Annotated in this window: 18 protein-coding genes; 1 reads left to right on the top strand and 17 read right to left on the bottom strand. The window is 66.1% G+C overall.

Annotated elements, in window-relative coordinates:
- Nucleotide 1: 1 nt before the first annotated feature.
- The 17 genes from DNX69_RS02425 to DNX69_RS02345 all read right to left on the bottom strand — a co-directional run bounded on the left by DNX69_RS02425 (nt 2) and on the right by DNX69_RS02345 (nt 13,546).
- Complete coding sequence (locus tag DNX69_RS02425; protein WP_110784430.1) at nt 2-1,360, bottom strand: TIGR03808 family TAT-translocated repetitive protein; 1,359 nt, start codon at nt 1,358-1,360, stop codon at nt 2-4.
- Between the two features lie 117 nt (nt 1,361-1,477).
- Nucleotides 1,478-2,125, bottom strand: coding sequence for a pyroglutamyl-peptidase I (locus tag DNX69_RS02420; RefSeq protein ID WP_110784429.1), 648 nt, complete (start codon nt 2,123-2,125; stop codon nt 1,478-1,480).
- The gene (meaB, locus tag DNX69_RS02415; RefSeq protein WP_110784428.1) at nt 2,122-3,111 is read right to left on the bottom strand and encodes a methylmalonyl Co-A mutase-associated GTPase MeaB; all 990 of its coding nucleotides are present in this window, start codon (nt 3,109-3,111) and stop codon (nt 2,122-2,124) included. Before meaB ends, DNX69_RS02420 begins: the two co-directional genes overlap by 4 nt.
- An 86-nt stretch (nt 3,112-3,197) precedes the next feature.
- Nucleotides 3,198-3,791 (bottom strand): beta-class carbonic anhydrase, encoded by a 594-nt coding sequence (locus tag DNX69_RS02410; RefSeq protein ID WP_110784811.1) that lies wholly within the window; start codon nt 3,789-3,791, stop codon nt 3,198-3,200.
- A 197-nt stretch (nt 3,792-3,988) separates the two neighbouring features.
- The gene (locus DNX69_RS02405; protein WP_110784427.1) at nt 3,989-4,777 is read right to left on the bottom strand and encodes a DUF3298 and DUF4163 domain-containing protein; all 789 of its coding nucleotides are present in this window, start codon (nt 4,775-4,777) and stop codon (nt 3,989-3,991) included.
- Between the two features lie 40 nt (nt 4,778-4,817).
- Entirely contained in the window at nt 4,818-5,162 is a 345-nt protein-coding gene (locus tag DNX69_RS02400; RefSeq protein WP_110784426.1) for a HepT-like ribonuclease domain-containing protein, read from the bottom strand.
- The gene (locus tag DNX69_RS02395) at nt 5,163-5,477 is read right to left on the bottom strand and encodes a nucleotidyltransferase family protein (RefSeq protein ID WP_110784425.1); all 315 of its coding nucleotides are present in this window, start codon (nt 5,475-5,477) and stop codon (nt 5,163-5,165) included.
- Between the two features lie 79 nt (nt 5,478-5,556).
- Nucleotides 5,557-5,979: a type II toxin-antitoxin system VapC family toxin gene (locus DNX69_RS02390; protein ID WP_165825167.1), complete on the bottom strand. Its 423-nt coding sequence runs from the start codon at nt 5,977-5,979 to the stop codon at nt 5,557-5,559.
- The gene (locus tag DNX69_RS02385; protein ID WP_110784423.1) at nt 5,976-6,254 is read right to left on the bottom strand and encodes a type II toxin-antitoxin system Phd/YefM family antitoxin; all 279 of its coding nucleotides are present in this window, start codon (nt 6,252-6,254) and stop codon (nt 5,976-5,978) included. The genes DNX69_RS02390 and DNX69_RS02385 overlap by 4 nt, the downstream gene beginning before the upstream one ends.
- 5 nt (nt 6,255-6,259) lie before the next feature.
- A complete protein-coding gene (gene scpA, locus DNX69_RS02380; RefSeq protein ID WP_110784422.1) occupies nt 6,260-8,419 on the bottom strand; it encodes a methylmalonyl-CoA mutase in 2,160 nt (719 codons plus the stop codon).
- Nucleotides 8,420-8,481: 62 nt separating this feature from the next.
- A complete protein-coding gene (locus DNX69_RS02375) occupies nt 8,482-8,946 on the bottom strand; it encodes a GFA family protein (protein WP_110784421.1) in 465 nt (154 codons plus the stop codon).
- The gene (locus DNX69_RS02370) at nt 8,943-10,814 is read right to left on the bottom strand and encodes a methylmalonyl-CoA mutase subunit beta (RefSeq protein ID WP_110784420.1); all 1,872 of its coding nucleotides are present in this window, start codon (nt 10,812-10,814) and stop codon (nt 8,943-8,945) included. Before DNX69_RS02370 ends, DNX69_RS02375 begins: the two co-directional genes overlap by 4 nt.
- 157 nt (nt 10,815-10,971) lie before the next feature.
- A complete protein-coding gene (gene folK, locus DNX69_RS02365) occupies nt 10,972-11,463 on the bottom strand; it encodes a 2-amino-4-hydroxy-6-hydroxymethyldihydropteridine diphosphokinase (protein WP_110784419.1) in 492 nt (163 codons plus the stop codon).
- A gap of 1 nt (nt 11,464) precedes the next feature.
- Nucleotides 11,465-11,830, bottom strand: coding sequence for a dihydroneopterin aldolase (gene folB, locus DNX69_RS02360; protein WP_110784418.1), 366 nt, complete (start codon nt 11,828-11,830; stop codon nt 11,465-11,467).
- Nucleotides 11,827-12,684 carry a dihydropteroate synthase gene (folP, locus tag DNX69_RS02355; RefSeq protein WP_110784417.1) on the bottom strand — a complete coding sequence of 286 codons (858 nt, stop codon included), beginning with the start codon at nt 12,682-12,684 and terminating at the stop codon, nt 11,827-11,829. The genes folB and folP overlap by 4 nt, the downstream gene beginning before the upstream one ends.
- 65 nt (nt 12,685-12,749) lie before the next feature.
- The gene (locus DNX69_RS02350; protein WP_110784416.1) at nt 12,750-13,157 is read right to left on the bottom strand and encodes a DUF4332 domain-containing protein; all 408 of its coding nucleotides are present in this window, start codon (nt 13,155-13,157) and stop codon (nt 12,750-12,752) included.
- A 17-nt stretch (nt 13,158-13,174) separates the two neighbouring features.
- Nucleotides 13,175-13,546: a DUF2267 domain-containing protein gene (locus tag DNX69_RS02345; RefSeq protein WP_110784415.1), complete on the bottom strand. Its 372-nt coding sequence runs from the start codon at nt 13,544-13,546 to the stop codon at nt 13,175-13,177.
- Nucleotides 13,547-13,880: 334 nt separating this feature from the next.
- On the opposite strand from DNX69_RS02345, the gene DNX69_RS02340 reads away from it, so the two are divergent.
- Entirely contained in the window at nt 13,881-15,491 is a 1,611-nt protein-coding gene (locus DNX69_RS02340; protein ID WP_110784414.1) for a helicase HerA-like domain-containing protein, read from the top strand.
- The last annotated feature ends 154 nt before the right edge of the window (nt 15,492-15,645 follow it).

The following is a 15,645-nucleotide window of genomic DNA, read 5'->3' as shown; positions in this document are numbered from 1 at the left end:
CTCACCGCGCGTGATTGGTGCCGAGCGTCACTTGCGCGAGCTTCGTGGCGCCCGCTGCCGTCAGGTCCGGCGTCACCGGTCTTGCATGATCGAGCCCGACCACTGCGCCGCGCGGGGTTTCGGCGATCGTGTTGCCGGTGATCGTCGCGGTGCCGGCGCCGTCCATCACCGAGACGCCGATGCCGATGAAGCTCTTGCGCACGACGTTGCCGGTGATCGCGACGTCGCGCAGATACTTGCCCCAGCCGGCGACGATGCCGAACGACGGCGCGTTCTCGATGACGTTGCCCGACACCGCGGTGTCGGCCTCGACATAGATGCCGATGCCGGCGTCGTCGTCCGGCGCGGTGCCGATCGGCCGCTTCGGCTTGAGGTTGCGGATGATGTTGCCCTGCACGGTGCTGAGCCGGCCGCCCTCGTTGAAGTTGCAGACCGAGACGCCGAGCGCGGCGCCGTCGACGGTGTTGCCCGAGATCACCGCGCCTTCGAAGGCGAATTCCGAATACAGCGCCACCTCGCGCACGTCGGACACGCTGTTGCCGGTGATCTGGATGTTCGAGGCCGAATTGCCGCGCACTGCGGAGTAATCGCAATCCTTGATGCGGTTGCCGCTGATCACCACGTTGCCGGCGCGAAACGCGTTGATGGCGTTGCCGTACTGGCCGGAGCCGCCGGGGCCGGCCTTGATGTTTTCGATCCGGTTGCCGGTAACCAGTGTGCCGTCGTCGCCGATCGCAGTACGCAGGATTTCGATGCCGTTATCGTTGGTATCGATGATGGTGTTGTCGGTCACTCGCAAGCCCTTGGCGTCGAACGACACCACGCCGGTGACCGCGATCTTGGTCAGGATGTTGTTGCTGATCGCGCCGGACGTGGCCTCCAGCCAGATGCCGGAGCCGCCGCTGGCGGTGATGGCGCAATCCTGGATTCGTAAGTCCTGCGCGGCGATGCAGTGCACGAGACCTCGCCGGCTCGGCAGCGGAATGCCGGCGCCGTCGATGACGAGACCGGACAGCGTCGCCGTCTCCGCGCCCTGGCTGTCGAACAGCGATGGCCCGCCGGTGAAGAGCAGGCGGGTGGCGCCGCGCACGCCGGAAAGCTGCGCCCCGGACGGCAGCCGCAATGGTCCGGTGCGATAGGTGCCGGGCGGCAGCGCCAGCGGGACGCGGCGCTCGGCGGCGTCGTCGATCGCGCGCTGCAGCGCGGTGGTTTGGTCTTCGGAGCTATCAGGACGGACGCCGGACAGCGCGGCATCGCGGCCGCGGCGCGACGTCGGAGCGGCGGCGAGCGGGGTGGCGGTCAGCGCCAGCGCGCCGGCGGATGCCAGAGTGCCGAGGACGTCGCGGCGGTGCGGGGCCATGGCGCGCGTGCTCCTGTGCGATGATCTGCTGTTGCCAGGATTAACGCAGAATCCGCCGTGGCGCTGACGATCGCGCCGCGCCGGAGTAGCGATGTTTGGCCGTAGGGTTAACCCGGCTCAGGCTGCGGCGCGGCGTGCCGCGCGGGTCAGCCGCACCAGTTCGAGCAGCATCGCTTCGCCGGCATCGACCAGATGCTCGGCGGTGATCCGACTTCCCGGCCAGGCCGTGCCGTCGCGGCTGATCAGCGGCACATGCACGAAGGCGGCGAGGCGCGGGCCCCCCGGCGCCTGCGTCGCTTCGATTCCGCGCCAACACAGATAGTTGCAGAGATAGCGCCCGGCGTCGCGCGACAGCCGCGCATCGATCCCGGTGAGCTGCGCTGCGCGCGCCAACCTCGCGCCATGTGGGCCGAACCCGCGCGCAGCTTCGCCCGGCGCGATCTGGCCGTGACGCAGCGTCACCTGCTCGGCGTCGGGCCACAGGGTGGTGATGGCGTTGCGGGCGCGGGTCTCGATCCGGACGTGCCGGGTCGACGCGGCGAGGCCGAACATCAGCAGTGCATCGGGCCGATGCTGCGTCAGCAGCGCCGGCAGGTCGCGATCGACCGCGCAGTAGCTGACGTTGAAGACGTGGCCGGCGCGCGTGATGTCGTCCAACGCCGGCCGGCGCAATTTCACGAGACGATCGACCAGCGCGGGAGTCGGATTGAACGGCGCTCCGGGAAACGGCCCGAAGCCGGTGATCAGGATGCGCAGGCCGCTCATCCGATCAGCTCCGCGACCTGGTCGGCGCCGAGCGTCGGCGTGATCGTGCCTTCGGCGACGGCAGCCTCGGTGGATCTGACCTTGGCGCGGATCGAAGGATCGCTGCGCAGCTTCGCCTTCCAGCGATCCTCCAGCAGCGTCCACATCCATTTCACCTGCTGTTCGCGCCGCCGCGCGTCGAACTCGCCGGATGGCGTCGTCGCCGTGCGATGGTCGAGCACAGATTGCCACAGCTCGGCGATGCCGTTGCCGGTCGCGGCCGAGTAGGTGATCACCGGCGGCTGCCAATGCATCGAGCGTGGCGTCAGGATATGCAGCGCCGCGCGATACTCGCCGGCGGCGAGATTGGCGCGGGGAATGTTGTCGCCGTCGGCCTTGTTAATGGCGATCATGTCGGCGAGTTCGACCAGGCCCTTCTTGATGCCCTGCAGCTCGTCGCCGGCGCCAGGCAGCATCAAAGCGAGGAAGAAATCGGTCATGTCGCAGACCGCGGTTTCCGATTGGCCGATGCCGACCGTTTCGACCAGCACGACATCGAAGCCGGCGGCCTCGCACAGCAGCATCGCCTCGCGGGTCTTGGCGGCGACGCCGCCGAGCGTGCCGGAGGAGGGCGAGGGCCGGATGAAGGCGTCGGGCTCGGCCGACAGCCGCGCCATCCGGGTCTTGTCGCCGAGGATCGAGCCGCCGGTGCGCGCCGAGGACGGGTCGACCGCCAGCACCGCGACCTTGTGACCCTGGCTGATCAGATACATGCCGAGCGCGTCGATCGTCGTCGATTTGCCGACACCGGGCGAGCCGGTGATGCCGACCCGGATCGCTCGCCCGGTGTCGGGCAGCAGCTCCTGCACCAGCGCGCGGGCTGACGCCTGATGGTCGGCGCGGCGGCTTTCGATCAGGGTGATGGCGCGCGCCAGCGCGGCGCGATGGCCGCTGCGGACCTCGCTGGCGAGATTGGCAATGTCGCCGGTGCGTCGGGCTAGAGTCATGGCGCCCGTTTACAACGATTGGGCGCCAGGAGCGAGGGGAGTCCGGCGCGGAACGGCCGCGGTCGGATCTCCCTGTTGATGACGCCTCAGGCGGCGGGCTTGCCGGCGGCGCTGGCCTCCGCGACCTCGTCGAGCCGGCCGGTCTTCACGTCGTAAATGAAGCCGTAGATCGGGATGTGCTTCGGCACCAGCGGATGGCTGCGGATCCGCGCGACGTCCTCGGTGACGCTCTTGGCATTGTCCTGGAACGTATGCCAATGCACGAAATGACCGGCCACCGAGCCACCGCCGTGCTTGGGATTGCTCCAGCTGTGGCCATCGAAGCTGGCGGTCTCGAGATTGTCTTCGAGCAGATCGGCGATCACCTCGCCGGTGAACAGCTGCATCCCGCAATCGCTGTGATGGATCACGAACCATTCCTGGGTGCCGAGCAGCTTGTGGGAGATCACCAGGGAGCGGATCGCGTCGTCGGAGGCGCGGCCGCCGGCGTTGCGAATGACGTGCGCGTCGCCTTCGGCGAGGCCGGCGTATTTGGCAGGATCGAGCCGGGCGTCCATGCAGGTCAAAATCGCGAAGTGCCGTGCCGGTGGCAGCGCCAGATTGGCCTTGTCGCCGAAGTCCTGAGCATACTGATTGTTGGCCGATAACACGGCGTCGTAATTGCCGGCTGACTTAGTCATGTCGTCCACTCCGCAACTTTGCTGACAGCGTCCCGCTCGCTGCGCCGGGCGGCTCAGCGAATGGGAATCGTCGGCAAGAGAAGCAGAGTTGGCGTGGAAGTGGCGTTTGTTATTCGGCGCCGGAGAGTGCGCTTATGCTAGAAACCGGGCGCGCCACAGATGCCCTGTTCTAAACCGCCAGTGACGTTCCCTCAGGCTCACTCGGCCTTGCGATCCTGCTTCGGGAGATCGCCGCCGAAGATCGCGCTGCCTTCCGCCGACAGATACGGCTTCAGCGCGGTCCATGGTACGAAGGCGTCGTAGCTGCCCTCGGCATAGGCTCCGACGGCGTAGGGTGCGTAGTGGAACGTCAGGCCGGAACTCTTGCCGGATTCTGTCGACGGCGCCAACGTCACCGGGCCGATCTTCAGCAGCTTCGGCTCCATGCTCTTGACGTAGTCTTCGCCGTCATCCTCGGTGCCGCGCGCTTTCTTCTCGGCCCTCAGCGCTGCGATCACGCCCTTGACCATCGCCTGCATCGCCGGACTGCCGTCGGACAGATCGGTGAAGAACGGCCGGATGCTGATGCGCTTGCCGAGCTGCTTGTCCCACAGAATGGTGTCGATGTCGGTGTTAGGATGGGCGCCGCCGGTGTAGCTATAGTCGGTGCGCAGGATCGAGACGTAGCGGCCGGCGACCTCCGAATCCGCCGCGTAGCTGCGCTCGTAGGTCCACGGGCCGTTGCGGAACAGCTCCGGATCGCTCTTGTACTCCGGCTCGGCGTCGGTGCGCTGCGCCGCGATCCATTTCTTGCCCTCGGCCAGGCAGTTCTCGGCGAGCTTGGCATCGGCCTTGATCGCCGCATCGAGCGTCACCGTGCCGTCGATCGCCTTGGTCTTCACGGCGAAGTCAGGCTTCGGCTTCGCCGGCTCGGCGAGGGCGGGGGAGCCGATCGCCAGACAGGCCAGAATGACGAGCGGATAAGCACGGAAGTGAGATGAGAGCATGTCGAGCCTGACCAAAGTCGCGAGGAGAAGGGTAAAACGATTACGAATTGGCGGCGCCGATGCGCCGCTCGGCGAAGGAACGCAGAGGAGGGACATGATGATGGATAATGTCCCAGACGATCTCGACGTCGATCGCGTGGTAGGCATGACGCAGCCGATTGGCAAAGTCGGTCATCTTACGCCAGTCTATGTCGGTCGCCTCTTGCTTCAGCTCATCCGGGAGTTTGCGTGCTGCCTCGCAGACCCTCTCAAGATAACGCTCGGCCGCCATACCGCGCACTTCGTCTTGCGAGAATTCATCGAAGCTGCGTCTCTCGACGAGGCTTAGGACGCGAGACGTCGAACGCAGAATGTCCAGGGGCCTGTCTTCCATCGAAGGGGGCATTCACAGCACCTCGACAAGATCGTCGGCCATTCGCTCCCTGATACGTGGAGTCAACTCGCTGGGCAGCATGACGTGTGTCGGGATGCCTGTAGCCGCTTCGCAGATGTAGCCGACATCAAGCGGCGTCTTCCAAGTCAGCTCGTAATCCGGCAGCACCTCCACCAGCACGTCCAGATCACTGTCTGGTCGCGCGTCACCGCGGGCGCGCGAGCCGAACACATATAGCTTGGCCACGCCTTCGGCGCGCAATGCATCGCCCCTCTCGCGCAATCTGGCGAGGATGGTGTCCAGCGGCATGTCGATGAGGGCGGTCATGCCGTCATCCTACCACAGACGCCATATCTGTGCACGACACAGTTGCCGAGCGCTCGCGGAAGATGGCCGAACGCTCAGGTCAATTGTTTGAGGAAGTGGTCGGGAATATGATCACACCGGCGTTAACCGCCGCATGCTGCATCTGGCGATCCAGCGTGGCGAGCGTCGCGCCCCTGTCACGAGCCAAGCTGAGATAGGCCGCGTCGTAGTACGTCAATCCGTAGTCCTGCGCGAAGCGCAACAGATCGGACATCTGCGCCGACCGAATTGGCGGTTCGATTTCGATGTCCAGCGTCGCCAAGTCGGAGAGCGCAGCGTCGACGTCGTGCGCCGCGATTCGCTTTCGTCTCAGGTTGGTCAGAAGAACGTTTCCGACTTCCATCGACCAGTGCGCCGGCACAATCACGGCTTCGCCCAAGATGGCCTCGCTCAGCTCTCGCGCGGAGAAGCCTGTCTCGTTGAGTAGCCAGGCGATCGTGATCGAAGCATCGAGAACAATCAAACACGACGCCCTTCGTTGATCCAGCTTTTGATCTCTTCGGGCGTCGCTTTCAGGTCGATCGCCGCCGCACGTTCGCGAATGCTGGCGATTGCTTGTCGGCGCTTCTCGATCTGCTCGGGCGTCAGCTCGAGGTGCCGCGACTGGGGCCCTTCCCGCACCAGCCGTGCAACCGCAACGCCGTTGCGAGTAAGCACAACGTCGTCGCCGCTCGACTCGATCTCAGCCACCAACGCTTCAAGCCGAGACTTTGCGTCGTCGATGGCAACATGCTTCATTGCAGCTACTCCGCCGCCTGACTGGAATGCCCCAGCCGGGCGTTGAGCTTGTGGATCAGTTCTTCGGCGGCGTCGGCGATCACGGTGCCGGGCGGGAAGATCGCCTCGGCGCCCGACTTGTACAGCGCGTCGTAATCCTGCGGCGGAACCACGCCGCCGATGATGATCATGATGTCCTCGCGGCCCTGCTTCTTCAGCGCAGCCTTGAGTTCCGGCACCGCGGTGAGATGTGCGGCGGCGAGCGACGACACCCCGAGGATGTGGACGTCGTTTTCAACCGCCTGCCGCGCCGCCTCGTCGGCGGTGGCGAACAGCGGCCCGATGTCGACGTCGAAGCCGATATCCGCGAACGCCGAGGCGATCACCTTTTGGCCGCGGTCGTGGCCGTCCTGGCCGATCTTGGCGACCAGGATGCGCGGGCGGCGGCCCTCGGCGTCCTCGAAAGCGTCGATCAGTGCCTGCACCTTTTCCATCCGGTCCGCCATCGATGCGACCTCCCGCTTGTAGACGCCGGTGATCGACTTGATCTCGGCGCGATGCCGGCCATAGACCGTCTCCAGCGCGTCGGAGATTTCGCCGACGGTGGCCTTTTTGCGCGCGGCATCGATCGCCAGCGCGAGCAGATTGCCGCTGCCTTCCGAGGCCGAACGGGTCAGCGCCGCCAGTGCGGCGTCGACGTCGGCCTGAACGCGCTCCTTCTTGAGCCGGCCGAGCTTGTCGATCTGCAGCCGGCGCACGGTCGAATTGTCGACCTTGAGCACGTCGATCGGCGCTTCGTCGGTCGGCTTGTACTTGTTGACGCCGATCACCGACTGCCGGCCGGTGTCGATCCGCGCCTGGGTCTTGGCGGCGGCTTCCTCGATGCGCAGCTTCGGCACGCCGGCTTCGATCGCCTTGGCCATGCCGCCGAGCGCTTCGACTTCCTGGATGTGGGCCCAGGCCTTCACCGCGATATCGTGGGTCAGCCGCTCGACATAGTACGAGCCGCCCCACGGATCGATGATCCGTGTGGTGCCGCTCTCCTGCTGCAGGAACAGCTGGGTATTGCGCGCGATTCGAGCCGAGAAGTCGGTCGGCAGCGCCAGCGCTTCATCGAGTGCGTTGGTGTGCAGCGACTGGGTGTGCCCTTGGGTGGCCGCCATCGCCTCGATGGTGGTGCGCATCACGTTGTTGAACACGTCCTGCGCGGTCAGCGACCAGCCCGAGGTCTGGCAGTGGGTGCGCAGCGAAAGCGACTTCTGCTGCTTCGGGTCGAACTGCGTCAGCAGCTTGGCCCACAGCAGGCGCGCGGCGCGCATCTTGGCGACTTCCATGAAGAAGTTCATGCCGATCGCCCAGAAGAACGACAGCCGCGGCGCGAACTTGTCGACGTCGAGGCCCGCTGCGATGCCGGCGCGCACGTATTCGACGCCGTCGGCGAGCGTATAGGCGAGCTCGAGGTCCTGCGTCGCGCCGGCTTCCTGCATGTGATAGCCGGAGATCGAGATCGAGTTGAACTTCGGCATCTTCTGCGAGGTGTAGGCGAAGATGTCGGAGATGATCCGCATCGAGGGCACCGGCGGATAGATGTAGGTGTTACGCACCATGAACTCTTTCAGAATGTCGTTCTGAATGGTGCCCGACAGCTTCTCCGGGGAGACGCCCTGTTCCTCGGCGGCGGCGACGTACAGCGCCAGGATCGGCAGCACCGCGCCGTTCATGGTCATCGACACGCTCATCTGGTCGAGCGGGATGCCGGCGAACAGCGTGCGCATGTCGTAGATCGAGTCGATTGCCACGCCCGCCATGCCGACGTCGCCGGCGACGCGCGGATGATCAGAGTCGTAGCCGCGGTGAGTGGCGAGGTCGAACGCCACCGACAGGCCCTTCTGACCGGCGGCGAGGTTGCGGCGATAGAACGCGTTGGAGTCCTCGGCGGTCGAGAAGCCGGCATATTGCCGGATCGTCCACGGCTGGTTGACGTACATGGTCGGGTAGGGGCCACGCAGGAACGGCGCGACGCCCGGCCAGGTGTCGAGGAAATCGATGCCGGCGACGTCCGCCTCGGAGTAGCCCGGCTTGACCAGGATGCCTTCGGGCGTCAGCCACGGCTGGGCCTCACCTGCAGGCGCAGGGGCGACCGTGGGCTGGAACGCGATCTCGGCGAAGTTCGGAATCTTGCTCATTTTTATCTGATCTCACTGCAACCCATCGTAACACGGTCGCCGTTTTTCGTCATTTCGTCGGGTTAATCGTGGTCCGGCTGCTGATAGCTGAACACCTGCGCCATCCTGTCGGGCCCGTAGTTCTGCAACGTGGTCTTGCTCGGCAGGTTCGAGATGGTGCCGGTCCAGCCGAGCCGGGCTTCGGTGCCGTACTGCAGGGTCGGCACCACGCGATCCGGCCGGTCGAAGGTTCCGGTCATGATCTCGATGCTGTCGCTCTCGAGCAGCCGATAGCCCAGCGGCGTGCCGCAGTCCTTGCAGAAGTAGCGCTCGGCGACCGAGGAGGAGCGGAACGACGCGGGCGTGCCGCGGGTCCAGGCAAAGCAGTCCTTGGCGATCTCGGCCATCGCGGCGAACGGACCGCCGGTCGCCTTCTGGCACATTCGGCAATGGCACAAAGCCGTGCGCAGCGGTGGCGCCGACAGCGCGTAGCGGATCGCGCCGCACTGGCAGCCGCCGGAGAGCAACGCTTTGCCGGTTCCGGTCATGCCGCTTCGATGTCCTTCCAGGCGTCGCTCAGCGTCGCCAGCGCGTCGCCGCCGGCGAACACGAACTCCTGAACGCCAGCTTCGCGCAACGCGGTTTCCTGCTCGCCGGGGCGGCCGGCCAGATAGATCCGCTTGGCGCCCGCGGCGGCCAGCGCCTGGGCGGCTGCGGCCGCATAGGTCGGATACGCCTTGTCGGACGAGCACAGGCAGGCGAACGCCGCACCGGACGCCTTGAAGGCGCCCACGAGTGCAGCCGCATCGGTGAAGCCTTCGCTATCGACCGCCTCGATCCCGCCGGTCTCGAAGAAGCTCTTGGCGAAGGTGGCGCGGGCGGTGAAGTCGGCCGGAGTGCCGAGATTGGCGAGGAACACCTTGGGCCGCGATGCCTTGGCGGCGAGCACCGCGTCGGACTTGTCGCGCAGCGTTTCGAACGGGGTCGCAACACGGATCGGCGTCAGCGCCGCGAAGCTTATCTTCGCCTCGCCGGCGGGCGGCACTGCGGCCGGCTGGACGTCGAGCACTTTGGCCTGCGCCTCGTGCAGGTTCGGGAATTCGGATGCGCCGGTCAGCACATCGCGGCGCTTGGCGATCGCCTTGTCGCGGGCCGCGCGGCTCGCCGCGACCTTCGGCTGGATCAGGCCGGCCTGCAGCGCGGCGAAGGCGCCGCCGGCGCGCTCGATCTCCTGGAACTGGGTCCAGGCTGCGTCGCACAGCTCCTTGGTCAGCGCTTCGATGCCGCCGGCACCGGCGGCCGGATCGGCGACCTTGTCGAGGTTGGATTCCTCCAGCAGGATCAGCTGGGTGTTGCGGCCGACGCGGCGCGCCAATGTGTCGGGCAGGCCGAGCGCCAGCGTGTGCGGCAGCACCTGCACCGAATTGGCGCCGCCGAGCGCGGCAGCGAAGGTCGCCATCGTGGCGCGCAGCATGTTCACGTAAGGATCGCGCTGGGTCAGCATCCGCCACGCGGTTTCGGCGACGACGACCAGCGGCTTGGGCGCCAGATCGCAGGACTGCTCGACCCGCGCCCACAACAGCCGCAGCGCGCGGAACTTGGACAGCGTCAGGAACTGATCGGCATCCGCCGACAGTCGCGCGTAGATCATGCCGCGGGCGGCCTCGAGCGAGACGCCGGCCGCTTCCAGCGCGCGCAGATAGGCGACGGTGCAGCCGAGCACGTAAGCCAGCTCCTGCGCCTCCGAGCCGCCGGCATCGTGGATCACGCGGCCGTCCGCGACCAGGAACGGGCCCTTGAAGCCGGCGCCTGCGAGGCCGGTGGCGACTTGGCCAAGGCCCTTGGCGATCTCGCTCCATTCGGTGGCGCTCGCCCCCGCAACGGCGCGCGCGCCGAGCGGATCGATGCCGAAGCGGATGTCGCAGGCGGCCGGGTCGGTGCCGCGGCTCTTGATCAGTTCGGCGAGGTGGCGGACCACATCACAGGACTGCGGCGGGAACTGCAGTTCGATCGTGATGCCGGCGTCGAGATGCACGCCCTCGAGTGCTTGTGCGATCGCCTCTTGCGTGGCCGGCAGACCGAAGCCGCGGGCGCCGACGCTGCCTGCGAACACCAGCGTCAGGCCAGTGGCGCCGTTTTCGAGGTCCTGCAGAGCCTGCTTGTTGGCCTGCTTCGGCTCCGGATGATCGACCCGCTGCATGATCCGCCACGGTGCCGCGGGAGCGCGGCCGGCGATCAGCGCGGCGTCGCGCGCCCGCACATAGATCGGATCGATCTGGATGCCGTCGGCGCTCTTGCTGATCAGCTTCTCGAACGGCGCGCCCTTCAGCACGCCGTCAACCAGCTTGCGCCAGTCCTCATAGCCGGCCGGGGCGAAATCGGCGGCGAGCCGCAGCTCTTGGTTTGCAGAAGACATTGGTGAAATCGAACTCCCAGAGTACCGAAACGTGATTTGGCCGGAAAATGCCACGGGTGGGCGGCGATGCCAAACAGTTGTTTGAGGCAATAAGGACGAGATGAGGCGCGTTTGCGCTGCGGCGACCGTGTTGCGGGATATTCCGAGAAGCGCTGGCTCAGCCGCGGTCCGGTAGCCGCTCGATCCCGGCGGTCGACAGGCCGCTGAGAGCCTGTTTCAGCGAGCGGCCGGCGATCACCTGGTCCGGCACGATGTCGAGCAGAGGCACCAGCACGAAGGCGCGCTCGAACAGCCGGGGATGCGGCAGCGTCAGATCGGGCCGGTCGATGACCGCGTCGTCATAGGCGATCAGATCGAGATCGAGCGTCCGCGGTCCCCAGCGCCGTTCATTGGCGCGGTCGCGACCGAAACGCTTCTCGATCTTGTGCAGCGTGAACAACAGCGCGTGCGGATCGAGCGCGGTGTCGATCGCCACGCAGGCGTTGACGAAACGGTCCTGCTGTTCGTCGCCCCATGGCGGCGTCGCGTAGTCCGGCGAGCGCGCGATCAGCTCGCCTTGGGTCATGCCGCAGATATTGGCGATCGCCTTGTCGAACGTGGCGCGCACGTCGCCGACATTGCCGCCGAGCGCGATCAGGGCGCGCGGCATCTCAGCTCCGCCTGCGGGTGATGATCACACCGACATCGTCGAAGATCGCCGGGATCGGCGCGTGCGGCTTGTGAACGGTGACCTTGACCGCGGTGATCTTGTCGAAGCTCGCCAGAATCGAATCGGCGACCGCGCCTGCGGCGCGTTCCAGTAGCCGGTAGTTGGCGTCCTTGAACGCGGCGGTGGTACACGCCACCACGTTCGAATACGACACCGTGTCGGACAGTTTGTCGGTGTGCGAAGACTCGGTCAGATCGGCGGTGAGTTCGAGATCGATCACGAAGCGCTGGCCGACTTCGGTCTCGTGCTCCATCACGCCGTGACGGGCGTGCAGCACCAGGCCGGTAATGAAGATGGTATCGTTCATCGGCTGTCCCTGATGGCGTGGGCGACTTTCAATGCCTGCGATGTCGCGGCGACGTCGTGGGCGCGGATGATGCTGGCGCCGTTGTCGACGGCGATCAGATGCGCGGCGAGCGAGCCGCCGAGCCGCTGCTTCGGCTCGCTCGACACGACGCTACTAATAAATCGCTTGCGCGAGGCGCCGACCAGCAGCGGCCGGCCGAAGCTTGCGAATTCGCGGAGCCGCGCCAGCGTGATCATGCTCTGCTGCGGGGTCTTGCCGAAGCCGATACCGGGGTCGAGGATGATCAGTTCCTCGGCGATGCCGGCTTTCGCCGCGATGCTCAGCGAGCGTTCGAAGAACGCGTTGATGTCGGCGACGATGTCGATCTCCGGGTCGGCGGCGTCGCGGTTGTGCATCACGATCACCGGGGCGCCGCGCGCGGCGATCACACCGGCCATCTCGGAATCGCGCTGCAGTCCCCAGACGTCGTTGGCGATCGCCGCGCCGTGGTCGAGCGCCCAGGCTGCGACCTCGGCCTTCATGGTGTCGATCGACACCGGCGTGCCGAGCGCCACCACCGCGTCCAGCACCGGCTGCAGCCGCCGCAGCTCTTCAGCCGCGGACACCGGCTGCGAGCCGTAGGGGCGGGTGGATTCCGCGCCGATGTCGATGATCTCGGCGCCGTCCGCGATCATCTCGGCCGCATGGGCGCGTGCCTGCTCGGGCGCGAGATAATCACCGCCGTCCGAGAACGAGTCCGGCGTGACGTTGAGAATGCCCATCACTGCCGCGGCGGGCCGCGCCAATAGATCGCGCAGCCGTGGCGGCTCGGCCGGAGCGGCGGGCGATGCGGGCGGCGATGGGGAAGCGATCATGCGCCAGCGCTTTGCGCGGTCCGCGAAAGCCTGTCAAGCGCCTGGCGGCGTCACCGGGACGGATATTAGTAGGTGATCTTCAACGGCAGCTTGCGGGCCTGTTCGATCAGTTGGCCGACTTCTTTCTCGGAGGGCAGGGTGCGCACCAGTTTGCGCTTGAGATTGGCTTCTTTCATGTTCTGCGCCAGCCGTGCCGGATTGCGGTGGGTGAATTCGCGCAAGGTCGAGACCCCGGCGGCGCGCAGCAGATCGGCCTTGGCCTTGCCGAGGCCGGGAACCCGCATGCAGTCGGCGAGATTGGCCCATTGCAGCAATTGCTGCTCGGTGAGGCCGGTCTTGGCGGCCAGCGCCTTGCGGCCTTTCACGGTGTGGGCGGCTTCGAGCAGCGCTTCGGTGGTGCGAATTCCTACCGATTTCAATTTGCTCGCGGCGACCTCGGTGATGCCATCGAGCTGAGAGATTGGATATGTCATGGCACTCGATACAAGGTTCAGGTGAATTGACGGATGCCGGGCGTGCCTTCGAGGATCGCGCCCATTTGCTCCGCCCCTATTCTGTCGCGGCCCGCTTTGAACAGTTCGCGGGCGATGGTCTGGATGTCGGAGACACTGAGGCCGAGCCCGAGCAGTCGCGTGCCCATCGCCATCACGCCTCCGCCGCCGATCAGGCGGCTCAGCCCGCTGCGCGATGTGTCCGCCGCTTCGATCGCGGCTTCGGCGCCCGGAATGCTGTCGATCAAGGCCTGGACCGGCTGCTGCGGTCCTTCATTGCGGAGAAAAGCGAGAATGATGCCGATGGTTTTGCCGGCAACAGACCGGTCCAGACCGGCCTTGTCGGCCAGCCTTTCAATCAACTCGTCCATCACGCCCCCGCCACGCCGGCTCTGAGGCCGGTCCATGTTGTGAATTCATCCTGATCTGCTCTTCCGCGAAACACAAGCGACCCCAGTGATCGCGACAGTCCTTCCGTATGATTCGTCCCGGCAGTGTTGCAACATTGCAAAGCCGTGGCCGCCGGATACGCTCTCGTGCCGGTCGGAATCTACGCATCAAGCGTTGTTGCGCGCGGTAGGGTGAATATCGCGACAACGTCTCGCCGCGATCGTCGTTGAATGGTTCCGTTGTGATAGGCAGGATGCGTGCGGCACCAGGCGACCGATCGCCGGTGGGGATGTTTTCGGGCGAGGGAACGACAAGATGACGGCGAGCGGCATCGCGAGCGGTGATACCGACGGCAAGATTTTCATCGGGAAGGGCGAGCAGCCGGCGTGGCTGTCATTGAATCTCGCCAATCGCCACGGTCTGGTCACCGGCGCCACCGGCACCGGCAAGACCGTGTCGCTGCAGGTGATGGCCGAAGGCTTCGCGCGGGCCGGGGTGCCGGTGTTCGCCGCCGATATCAAAGGCGATCTGTCCGGTATTGCGGAAGTCGGCGAGGCCAAGGATTTCATCCTCAAGCGTGCCCAGGAGATCGGGCTGAAATTCCAGCCGGATCAGTTCACCACCGTGTTCTGGGACGTGTTCGGCGAGCAGGGCCATCCGGTGCGCGCCACCGTCTCCGAGATGGGGCCGCTGCTGTTGTCGCGCATGCTCGATCTCAACGACGTGCAGGAGGGCGTGCTCAACGTCGCGTTCCGTGTCGCCGACGACATGGGCCTGCCGCTGATGGACATGAAGGATCTGCGCGCGATGCTCGACGCGATCGCGCCGATCGCCCAGAAGGTGGCGGACAATGGCGACGTCAACGCCGACATCCGTCAGGCCGCGCAGGCACTCGGCAACGTCACCAAGCAGACCGTCGGCACCATCCAGCGCCAGCTTCTGGTTCTGGAGAACCAGGGCGGCGAGAAATTCTTCGGCGAGCCGGCGCTGCTGCTCAAGGATTTCATCCGCACCGACAGTCAGGGCCGCGGCGTGGTCAATATTCTGGTCGCCGACAAGCTGATGAACAATCCGCGGCTGTACGCCACGTTCCTGTTGTGGATGGTGTCGGAGCTGTTCGAGGAGCTGCCGGAAGTCGGCGATCCCGACAAGCCGAAGCTGGTGTTCTTCTTCGACGAGGCGCACTTATTGTTCAACGATGCGCCCAAGCCGTTGATGGACAAAATTGAACAGGTGGTGCGGCTGATCCGCTCCAAGGGCGTCGGCGTGTACTTCATCACCCAGAACCCGATCGATGTGCCGGACCGCGTGCTCGCGCAGCTCGGAAACCGGGTGCAGCACGCCCTGCGCGCCTTCACGCCGCGCGACCAGAAATCAGTGGCGGCCGCGGCCGACACCTTCCGGCCGAACCCGAAGCTGGATACCGCCAAGGTGATCACCGAGCTCGGCAAGGGCGAGGCGCTGGTATCGTTCCTCGAAGGCAACGGCACGCCGGCGATCGTCGAGCGTGTCCTGGTGCGGCCGCCGTCGGCGCGGATCGGACCGATCACGCCGGAAGAGCGCAAGGCGATCATCGCGGCGAGCCCCGTGAAGGGCAAATATGATACCGCGGTGGATTCGGAATCCGCCTACGAGAAACTGCGCGCGCGGATCGACGGCAAGTCCGCCGGTGACGAGGCCGAGCCCGGCAGCGGCGGCCTGTTCGGCCAGCTCGGCAGCATGGTATCGACAATCTTCGGCACCAACACGCCGCGCGGCAAGCTCACGACCGGCCAGGTGGTGGCGCGCAACGTCGCCCGCACTGTCGCCACCACTGTGGTCGGCGGCCTCGCCGCCGAACTCGGCAAGAAGGTCGGCGGCTCGCTAGGCGGCTCGGTCGGTCGCTCGATCGTGCGTGGCACGCTCGGCGGCATGTTGCGTCGGTGAGGCGTTTGCGGTTTGGACACAGGCGCGTGGCAGCATGGTTCGAGACGGCGCTGCGCGCCTCCTCACCATGAGGCTGTGCGAGATCGCCTTCGTTCGCTCTTTGCGACATGTCGCAGCTTCCTCATCCTGAGGAGCGGCCGTTAGGCCGCGTCTC

The organism is Rhodopseudomonas palustris (genome assembly GCF_003226555.1).
In the GTDB taxonomy this organism is placed as follows: Bacteria; Pseudomonadota; Alphaproteobacteria; order Rhizobiales; family Xanthobacteraceae; genus Rhodopseudomonas; species Rhodopseudomonas palustris_I.
This window is presented reverse-complemented; position numbering and strand designations above follow the sequence as displayed.